The organism is uncultured Subdoligranulum sp. (genome assembly GCF_937890665.1).
In genome coordinates this window covers 36,785-44,095 of sequence record NZ_CALADU010000281.1, presented here as the reverse complement: position 1 = coordinate 44,095, position 7,311 = coordinate 36,785, and the positions used below count along the sequence as shown (strand labels likewise).

Below are 7,311 nucleotides of genomic sequence, written 5' to 3'. Positions count from 1 at the left end.
ACAACGGCGGCATGGAGCACACCACCCTGCACCTGCTGTACAGCCGGTTCTGGCATAAGTTCCTGTATGACATCGGCGTGGTGCCCACCAAGGAACCCTACCAGAAGCGCACCAGCCACGGCATGATTCTGGGCCTGAACCCCCATGCTTTTGAGAACCAGACCGACGCGGAGCGCAAGCGTCTGGTGGCGGAGTACGGCAGCGAGAAGGCGGCCCGTGCGGCGCTGATCGAGAAGTACGGCGAGATGGCCGAGCACCCCATCGTCAAGATGTCCAAGAGCTTGGGCAACGTAGTGAACCCCGACGATGTGGTGGACGAGTACGGTGCCGATACCCTGCGCCTCTACGAGATGTTCATTGGCGACTTCGAGAAAGCTGCGCCCTGGAACACTTCTTCCATCAAGGGCTGCAAGCGGTTCCTCGATAAGATCTGGGGCATGAGCGAGAAGCTGCTGGACGGGGATGCCATCCGTCCCGAGCTGGAGGCGGTAGCGAACCGCACCATCAAGAAGGTGGGCGAGGACATCGACTCCCTCAAGGCCAACACCGCCATTGCCCAGCTGATGATCTATGTCAATGCGCTCAGCGACCACGGCGGTGCCAACCGTGCCGAGTACGAGGTGCTGTTGCAGCTGCTCAACCCCTTTGCCCCCCATATGACCGAAGAGCTGTGGCAGCAACTGGGTCATACCGAGCAGTTGGCCTATCATCCTTGGCCCAGCTACGACGAGGCCAAGTGCGTGGAGCAGACCATCGAAATTGCCGTACAGGTCAACGGCAAGGTCAAGGCTCGCATTCAGGTGCCGGCCGCTATCGAGAGCGCCGATGCCATCGCGCAGGCCAAAGCAGAGCCGGCTGTGGCTGCCGCTATCGAAGGCAAGACCATCGCCAAGGAAATCTACGTCAAAGGCAAGCTGGTCAATATTGCCGTCAAAGGCTGATTTTCGTATTGTTTAGGGCGTCGTCCATAGGGGCGGCGCCCTTTTTGTATGCCGAAAACCACTCGCTAGGCGAGTGGTTCAAAAGAAGGCTTGTGCCGATTATGGAGACAAAAAACTCCCTTTGCTAAAATAGAAGTGCGGTCTGCCAACTGCACAACCAAGCAAAGGGAGGTCATTCAAAATGAACGACGTAAATAGTTTATCGCATACAAGCTGGAATTGCAAATATCATATTGTGTTTGCTCCGAAATACCGAAGAAAAGTATTTTACGGGCAGAAACGGCGGGAGATAGGAGAAATCCTAAGAACGCTGTGTAACTGGAAAAAGGTGAATATCATCGAAGCAGAAGTATGCCCGGATCATATCCATATGCTGGTAGAGATTCCGCCGAAGTACGCGGTATCGAGTTTCATGGGATACTTAAAAGGGAAAAGTAGCCTGATGATTTACGAAAAATACCCTGAGTTGAAATACAAGTATCGGAACAGAGAGTTTTGGTGCAGAGGGTATTACGTAGATACAGCGGGTAAAAATGCAAAGAAAATCGAAGAATACATCCGACGCCAGCTTGAAGAGGATCAGGCAGGAGAACAACTGACAATGGGAAACTTCTAATGAGCCCGTTTACGGGCGGTAAGTAACAAACTCTCGCGGCTGGCAGACCGTACCAACGCGACGTGACGCGTGCGCTAGTATTCCAGGGCTTCGCCCGTCTGTGAAAAACCCCCGGCTTTGCCGGGGGATATTTATTCTGTCTATTTACAATACCCCCCGAAAAAGGTATAATAAAACATATATTTGCCTTTTTGGCAGGAAAGCAGGATGATACCATGCTGATTAGTCTGATCGTTCCTTGTTATAACGAAGAAGAATCCATGCCGCTTTTCTATCAGGAGGCCAGCCGGGTGGCGGCCGAGATGGGGAAGAGCCACGGCGCGGAGTTTGAATTTATCTTTATCGACGACGGTTCCCGGGACGGCACGCTGCGGGTAGCGCGGGAACTCCACGCACAGGACGCCCGGGTGCGGTATGTGTCTTTTAGCCGCAATTTCGGAAAAGAGGCAGGCATCTATGCCGGTTTGCAGGCCGCCAAGGGTGACTATGTAGCCACCATGGACGCGGACTTGCAGGATCCTCCGGCGCTGCTGCCCGCCATGCTGGATACGCTGCTGGATGGGGAGTACGACTGCGCCGCCACCCGCCGCACCACCCGTAAGGGAGAACCGCCGCTGCGCAGCTGGTTTGCCAGAAAATTCTATCAAATCATCAATAAAATGTCGGACACCGAAATCGTGGACGGTGCCCGGGATTTCCGGCTGATGAGCCGCAAGATGGTCAACGCAGTGCTCAGCATGGCGGAATACAACCGTTTCAGCAAGGGAATCTTCAGCTGGGTGGGCTTTAAGACCAAGTGGTTTGACTACGAGAACATCGAGCGGGTGGCCGGCACCACCAAATGGAACTTCTGGGGCTTGTTTAAGTATTCCATCGAGGGCATTGTAGGCTTTTCCACCACTCCGCTGCTGGTGGCAGCGGGAGCGGGCGTGCTGTTCTGTATTTTGGCGTTCATTGGAATCCTATTCGTGGTCATCCGGGCGCTTGCCTTCGGCGATCCCACCTCGGGCTGGCCCAGCATGGTCTGTATCATGCTGTTGTGCAGCGGCGTACAGCTTTTCTGCATCGGCATTGTGGGTGAATATCTGGCCAAAACCTATCTGGAAGTGAAACATCGTCCGATCTATATTGTGGCGGAGACGGAGGAAGGCCGATGAACGCAGGTGCCATTCTAGAATCCTTGGAAGGCGGAATCCAGCAAGGAAACCGCACGCTGCAGGCATGGCTGAACCGCAATAAGTGGGTGTTGGGCGGCGTGTTGCTGTTGGCGATGGGGTTATATTATCCCATTTTCCAACAAGGGCTGGAAAATTTGGATTCTTTTTGCACAGCAGAACCCTATTGGGCGGATCTGTGGGAACGAATCCCTTATTGGGAGAGTGTACAAGGGCGCTGGGCACTTCGTTTGACCGATGCCTTAGCGGATGGAATGCACCCCTATTTCCTTACGGTCCTTTTGACAACAGCCTTCTTCCTACTGGCTGCGTTGGTACTATGCGATTTGATGGATGTGCGTGGTGGGTGGCTTCGTTTTGGCGCAGCGTCTTTGCTGCTGTGCAGCCAGTATGTCATGAATATCCAGACTTACCGCTATTGCAGTACAGCTTACGCATTGTCTTTTTTCTTGGCCGTTTGGGCTGTATTTTGGGCAAGTAGAACCTCGTTGGGCAGTGTTCTGCTCGGTGCACTCTGTTTGACCGTTTCGCTGGGACTCTATCAATCCAGTTTGGGCGTAGCGGCGGTTGTATGTCTATTTTTGCTGATTAAGACATTGTTTCAGCGTGGAACCTTCGATGTGGAATTCAGACGCCTTTTCGTGCGTCTTTTGCTCATGGGAGGCATTGGGGGCGTCTTGTACCTAGTTGTACTACAGATATTGCTAAAAGTCTATGATGCATCATTGGCTGATATTAACGGTATCAACCAAGTGGGTATAGGCTTGCTGGCGCAGCTGCCAAATGGTATTTTGCAGGCATATCGAGATTTTGGTCAGTATTTCTTTGGCAGAGAGATTGCCCAAAACTTTTATTCTATCCGGCCGATACATGCCATATTGCTGCTTGGGGGCAGTGCAGTATTCGTGTACAACCTGTTCCGCTGTCGCAAAAAGCCAGCGGTTTGTATCGTCAGTGTGCTTTGTATCTTGCTGATGCCAGCGGCAGCCAATGTGACCGATATTATCAACCCTACAACGGAAATTGCATTGCGTATGGCCGGCGGCATGGCGTTGGTGCCATTATTCTGTGTTGCATTGCTTGCGCAGGGCGTTTGGATTCGGAACGGTGTGCTGCAAAAAACTGGTGTTTTGCTGTTGTCACTTGTTCTGCTGCGTGGCTATATGCTGCAAAGCAACAACGACATTCAAGTGATGGTGGCGGATAAGACGCAGGCCCTAACACTTGGGCAGGAAATTTTGATCCAGTTGGTTGAACGGGAAGAATACCAGCAGGGAATGCCGGTGGCCATTATCGGTACACCATCGGTGGCGCCCAGTACGTATCGGGATAGGGCAAACCCCCTTATTCAAAGTGGCATCTTCTGGAGTGATGCCGAGAATAACAGAGATGCTTGGATTCGTTTGATGGACCAAGAATTGGGGGCACAAATCTCGTGGTGCAGTTCCGAACAGGTGTTTGCTCTTTGGGGGAATGAAACGTTTTGGGAGATGCCGCCTTTCCCCCAAGAAGGAGCGATAGCCGTGATTGACAATGTTCTGGTAGTGAGAATCGCCTGATAGAAAGGCAGTCTCGCAAGAACTGTGTGTAAGAGGTGCTCTTTTTCATGTCGGCGATTGAAAGTGTAATCCGTAAACAATGGGATACCCTATTTGGCTGGTGCTACCGCAACCGCTGGCCGTTCACGGTCACCATGTTGTTGGCGGCGGCGGTCCACTATCCCATTTACGCGCACCAACTGCGCAATATGGATTCTTTGCATGTAGGCAGCTTGTATGTGGCCGACCTGTGGGACTTCTCTCCCGGATGGGAGACGGCACAGGGACGCTGGGGACTGCGTTGGATGGACGTGCTGCGCGGCGGGATCAACCTGCCGGTTCTGTCCGCCCTGCTGATGCTTTTCTTTTATGTGTTGGCAGGTCTGCTTTTGGTGGAGCTCTTTGCACTGCGCGGGCGTGCGGTCCGTTTTCTTGTGCCGATTTTGGTGGCCTGTGCCCCCTATGTGGCAGAAGTGGAGACCTTCCACTATTGCAGCGCTGCCTATGGTTTTTCCTTCTTTTTGGCGGTTGCTGCTGTTTTATGGGTAGTGCGGCTTTCCGGCTGGCAAGGCTGGACGGCAGGGGCACTCTGTCTGGCCATTTCTCTGGGGATGTATCAGGCAAGCATCGGGGTGACAGCGGCTTTGTGCTTGATGACCCTTGTGCTGAATTTGCTGCGGGGTGCTTACGATGGCAGTAAACTGGGCTGTCAGTTTCGGCGTATGCTGGGCATGGGCCTTTTGGGCTGCGGAATCTACTATTTACTGCTGAAATTCTTTTTGTGGTATGACCAAGTGTCGCTTTATAGCCCGTATGCCGGCGGCCCACTGGAGATGCTGCGGGGAATCCCGCAGGGGCTGATTCATGCATACCGGGATTTTGTAACGTACTTTGCGGTACAGGACAGCATTGCGCAGAACTATTACGGCCAGCGGCTTGCCTATCTGGCGCTGGCGTTGGTGGCACTGGTAGGGGTTTGCGGTCACTTCCGCCGGATAAAACGGAAACGAGAAATCCTGCTGACCTGTTTGCTGCTGGCTCTGTTGCCCGCGGCCGTGAACAGCACAGACATTGTCAACGCCAACAGCCATATTGAACTGCGGATGGCCGGTTCGCTGGTCTTGGTTGTGCCCTTTGTTCTTGCGTTGCTGGAACCTTTGGCGGGACAATCGGTTGCTCGTCTGCCTTGGACAAAAGTGCTGGGAGTGCTCTGCGCGTTGGTATTGCTGCGCGGCTATATCGTGCAGATCAACAATGATGCGATGGTGATGCTGGCACAGAAAAATACCATCGTTCATTTGGCCGATCGAATCTGTGTGCAGTTGGAGAATAACGCGGATTATCAAGCTGGTGCGCAGGTGTGCATTTTGGGACAACCCCAAAATGGAACGTACGACGACCTTTCCCCGTTGCAGGAAAAAGCCAGCGATTTGGTACAGTTTGGGCTGCTCTCCTTTGATCCTACCTACAATAGCCGCGGCTGGCATAGCTTGTATTGGGAGGAACTGGGGCTGCAATTAAATTGGTGCAGTGATGAGGAAACTCGCAAGATTTGCGCCACCGAAGATTTCCAGAACATGCCGGTCTATCCACAAGAAGGATCGATTCAAACCATCGACGGTGTGGTGGTGGTAAAAGTCGCACCGATCCAATAACGGAAGGGAAGTGCTTCCCGTGCGTACCATGACACAAGGTGCCCCTCTGGGGCACCTCTTTGTCTATGCGGTGCCGCTGGTGCTGGGCAACTGGTTACAGTTGGCCTACAACGCAGTGGATTCCATCATAGTGGGGCGTTTCATCGGGCAGGATGCCTTGGCCGCCGAAGGGGTGGCCGGTCCCATTATGAATCTGGTGATCCTTGCGATCACCGGGGTCTGCATTGGGGCGGGCGTTCTGATGAGCGAAGCCTTTGGCGCCGATAAGACTGATACACTGCGAGAAACGCTCGCAACCACGCTGCTGTTTGGTGCGGCACTGTGCTGCGGGGTGGCTCTGGTAGGCATCTTGTGTACACCATGGATTTTGCAGGCACTGGCGGTGCCGGATTCCATTTTGAGTATTACAGCGGTGTATCTGCGAATCACCTTTTTGGGAGCACCCTTTACCTTCTTTTATAATGCATTGGCGGCGGGGCTCAAAAGCGTGGGGGATTCCAAAACGCCGCTGCGTTTTCTGGCTTTTTCTGCCGTGCTGAACGCGGTGCTGGATCTGGTACTGATCGGCGGAATGGGTTTCGGCATTGTATGCAGTGCTGTAACCACCGTGGTGGCTGAAGCGGCCAGCGCCTTGTTGGCGGCAATGTACCTAGTACGCCGGGTTCCGCTGCTCTGCCCGGGGCACAACCAATGGAAGATCCAACCCCAACTCTTGGGACGTATTTTGCAATATGGCGCGATCACGGCGTTGCAGCAAGCGGTGCAGCCCATCTGCAAGGTGCTGATCCAAGGGCAGGTCAATGCGTTGGGGGTGGAGGCTATTGCGGCCTTCAATGCAGTCACCCGGGTGGATGATTTCGCTTTTACGCCGGAACAGAGCATTGCCAGTGCGATCACCACCTACATCGCCCAGAACCGTGGGGCAGGCCAACCACAGCGCATCCGACCGGGGTTTGCAGCGGGTCTGCGGCTAGAGCTGGGCTACTGGGCCTTGGTGGGAACGCTGACTTGGTGGTTGCGGGAACCGCTGGTAGCACTTTTTGTGAAAGGCGAAGGAGCAGCGCAGGTGGTGTCACTGGGCAGCGAATATCTGGCCTTGATGGCGCTGTTCTACGGATTGCCGGCTTTGACCAATGGATTTCAGGGCTTCTACCGTGGTATGGGCAAGATGACGACCACACTTTTGGGAACTTGCCTGCAAGCGGGTCTGCGCGCGTTGGGGGCGGCGGTTTTGGCGCCCCGCATGGGGTTGACGGGCATTGCATGGGCGTGTGCCTTCGGCTGGTGCGTGATGCTGCTGTACGAAATCCCCTATTATCTGTATACCTGCCACAAGAAAAGGCTGCTATAAAAAAATCCGACGGAATATTTCCGTCGGATTTTTTT

The 7,311-nt window shown here is 53.9% G+C and carries 5 protein-coding genes and 1 pseudogene; all 6 read left to right on the top strand.

Annotated elements, in window-relative coordinates; translation table 11 throughout:
* A partial coding sequence (locus Q0526_RS16090; protein WP_298735826.1) for a class I tRNA ligase family protein occupies positions 1-941 on the top strand: 941 nt, incomplete at its 5' end.
* Between the two features lie 181 nt (positions 942-1,122).
* A pseudogene (tnpA, locus tag Q0526_RS16085) lies at positions 1,123-1,583 on the top strand (IS200/IS605 family transposase).
* Between the two features lie 189 nt (positions 1,584-1,772).
* The gene (locus Q0526_RS16080) at positions 1,773-2,714 is read left to right on the top strand and encodes a glycosyltransferase family 2 protein (RefSeq protein ID WP_298735823.1); all 942 of its coding nucleotides are present in this window, start codon (positions 1,773-1,775) and stop codon (positions 2,712-2,714) included.
* Positions 2,711-4,291 (top strand): glucosyltransferase domain-containing protein, encoded by a 1,581-nt coding sequence (locus Q0526_RS16075; protein ID WP_298735820.1) that lies wholly within the window; start codon positions 2,711-2,713, stop codon positions 4,289-4,291. Before Q0526_RS16080 ends, Q0526_RS16075 begins: the two co-directional genes overlap by 4 nt.
* Positions 4,292-4,338: 47 nt before the next feature.
* On the top strand, positions 4,339-5,925 hold the full coding sequence (locus tag Q0526_RS16070; RefSeq protein ID WP_298735816.1) for a glucosyltransferase domain-containing protein: 1,587 nt from the start codon (positions 4,339-4,341) through the stop codon (positions 5,923-5,925).
* Between the two features lie 28 nt (positions 5,926-5,953).
* Entirely contained in the window at positions 5,954-7,276 is a 1,323-nt protein-coding gene (locus tag Q0526_RS16065) for an MATE family efflux transporter (RefSeq protein ID WP_298735828.1), read from the top strand.
* Positions 7,277-7,311 lie beyond the last annotated feature (35 nt).

Excerpts from the sequence above, each read along its gene's own strand:
- Q0526_RS16080 (WP_298735823.1), top strand. The coding sequence starts at position 1,773 with ATGCTGATTAGTCTGATCGTTCCTTGTTATAACGAAGAAGAATCCATG.
- Q0526_RS16075 (WP_298735820.1), top strand. The coding sequence starts at position 2,711 with ATGAACGCAGGTGCCATTCTAGAATCCTTGGAAGGCGGAATCCAGCAA.
- Q0526_RS16065 (WP_298735828.1), top strand. The coding sequence starts at position 5,954 with ATGACACAAGGTGCCCCTCTGGGGCACCTCTTTGTCTATGCGGTGCCG.
- Q0526_RS16070 (WP_298735816.1), top strand. The coding sequence starts at position 4,339 with ATGTCGGCGATTGAAAGTGTAATCCGTAAACAATGGGATACCCTATTT.